The sequence below is a fragment of the Mesotoga sp. UBA5825 genome, assembly GCF_002432955.1.
Lineage (GTDB): Bacteria > Thermotogota > Thermotogae > Petrotogales > Kosmotogaceae > Mesotoga.
In genome coordinates this window covers 11,238-13,049 of sequence record NZ_DJHG01000046.1, presented here as the reverse complement: position 1 = coordinate 13,049, position 1,812 = coordinate 11,238, and the positions used below count along the sequence as shown (strand labels likewise).

The following is a 1,812-nucleotide window of genomic DNA, read 5'->3' as shown; positions in this document are numbered from 1 at the left end:
ATAAGATCATACAGTTTTTTTGTAGGTGCGAACGGCTGTTCGCCCGAAGCGGGAGAACCACGATCGGTCATATGAACATGATTCTGCATCTGTTCTACCCGCAACGCCAATCCAAATCCAGCTTCAGTTCATAATATGACTATTTCACTTCACCTTCTGGATTCCATGACTAGTGCCTTCCATAGGAATGAATGGCCGCTCATCCTAAACTCCCTGCTAAGATGGCGAGGTGAAGTTAGTTTGATCGATAATTAGTGTGTTACTTGTGTATCACGAAGGATCACATAAGTGATACAATAATAGCGAGGTGATGATTGTGAAGACGGTTAATGTTAGGGACGTTCGAAACAGGTTCAGTGAGATTGTTGACGGAAAAGAGGAGCTTCTGATTCTTAGGCGTGGGGTTCCGGTCATGAAGATATCACCGGTTTCTAAGGAGGACTTGATGAACTACTATCTTTCAAAGGCCCAAGAAGAAGCGAGAAAGATTGGCCTAAGCGAAGAAGAAGGGTTGGAAGTTCTTGACGAGGTGAGAAGAGAGATGAAAGATGAAGGTCGTCATTGATACAAACGTCGTGATTTCAGCAGCGCTCGGCTCTAAGACGTGCAGCATGGTCGTCGTGAAGGCACTCGAGCAGGAGGTAATCGAACCAGGAATATTCCCACAAGAGTTGAGAAGGTTCGTAGTAAGACTTAAAGAAAAGGAAAAGTACAGAAACGTTAGTTTAGAGAGTCTTTCCAACTTCATAGAATATTGTATTGAGATTGTAGAGATTGTCGATGACTACCGGTTAGTTAGTTTCAGCTCGGATCTTCCGGACAATCATTTTATCTCATTAGCGGCATCCCGTGATGCCTTGCTTATAACAGGAGACAAGCTTTGTCTGCAAAGTGCGCTGCGCGGCAATGTTAACTGCAAGACCCCATCCCAGTACGTAAGTGATTATCTTTGATGGTCCGCAAAAGAGCGAAAGAGCCGTCCTTGAAACAAACGACATCCCGTACAGAAACACCAGGGGATGACCAAATGAGGAGATGCTAACTAACCCATTTTCCTTAAGTACTGCCTTCAAAGACGAATAAATCAATCTCTACAATGTTTCAGCCTCGCATCTTCTTGTCAACAACCAAATGTTCTTGTGGGCCTTCGATTCCTTGTTTGTGGAGAAGACGTATTTTCTGTGAGTTCTTGGTGATCTTTACGTTCCCAGATGAAACCCAGAAGAACTTCCGGTTCTCAGTGATGACTCTTATCTGATTATCCATGATCCATCGCTTCATCCATTGCGCCTTCTTGATCACCTCATCGACCTCGGATTCATTTGCCGGATGAATCTCTATGAATGCTGTTTTCAGAACAGCATCACTCTCGATGAAAACAGCATAGTCCCATCTATTCTCAGTCGGATAATCCTCTTTAAGGCAGCTATCTATATCAACGCTCTTTGCATTGGTTCTCGTGTTCTTGAGACATACTCTGTCAGGCTTTCCAATTGCTTGAAGTCCGTTCTTTATACATGGGCCAAGTGATGAATTCATTATGGGCTGCATTTGATCCATTTTCTACCTCCAGAGCTGTGCTACGATCTCGTTTGTCTTGGAAGTGAATTCTACGAGGCCACCCCATTCCGACACTGACTTCTTATCGCTCCCGGGATCGAGTGAAGAAATATCTTCAGTCACCACGCCAGTCTCGGTTGGTCTGAAGTAGTTGACAATGAGCTTCTTGTTCTCAAGATCCTTTATTAGTTTGTTTGTATTTGGCGTTGTTTTTAGTTCGAAAAGGTCGAGGAGAAGCTTCCTCTTTTTGTC

At 43.9% G+C, this 1,812-nt stretch carries 3 protein-coding genes and 1 pseudogene; 2 read left to right on the top strand and 2 right to left on the bottom strand.

Annotated features, from left to right (window positions below; translation table 11 throughout):
* Positions 1 to 316 precede the first annotated feature (316 nt).
* Positions 317 to 565 carry a type II toxin-antitoxin system Phd/YefM family antitoxin gene (locus B3N33_RS04700; RefSeq protein WP_214079699.1) on the top strand — a complete coding sequence of 83 codons (249 nt, stop codon included), beginning with the start codon at positions 317 to 319 and terminating at the stop codon, positions 563 to 565.
* Complete coding sequence (locus B3N33_RS04695) at positions 549 to 953, top strand: putative toxin-antitoxin system toxin component, PIN family (RefSeq protein WP_214079700.1); 405 nt, start codon at positions 549 to 551, stop codon at positions 951 to 953. Before B3N33_RS04700 ends, B3N33_RS04695 begins: the two co-directional genes overlap by 17 nt.
* A 148-nt stretch (positions 954 to 1,101) precedes the next feature.
* Here B3N33_RS04695 and B3N33_RS04690 read toward each other — a convergent pair whose 3' ends face one another.
* Together B3N33_RS04690 and B3N33_RS04685 are read right to left on the bottom strand one after the other, a co-directional pair.
* Positions 1,102 to 1,560, bottom strand: a complete 459-nt coding sequence (locus B3N33_RS04690; protein ID WP_292592326.1) for a hypothetical protein — start codon at positions 1,558 to 1,560, stop codon at positions 1,102 to 1,104.
* A gap of 3 nt (positions 1,561 to 1,563) precedes the next feature.
* Positions 1,564 to 1,812: pseudogene (locus B3N33_RS04685) on the bottom strand (ATP-binding protein); the annotation flags it as partial.

Bases quoted from the DNA above. Each gene is read 5' to 3' on its own strand.
- B3N33_RS04695 (WP_214079700.1), top strand. From the start codon at position 549: ATGAAGGTCGTCATTGATACAAACGTCGTGATTTCAGCAGCGCTCGGC.
- B3N33_RS04690 (WP_292592326.1), bottom strand. From the start codon at position 1,560: ATGGATCAAATGCAGCCCATAATGAATTCATCACTTGGCCCATGTATA.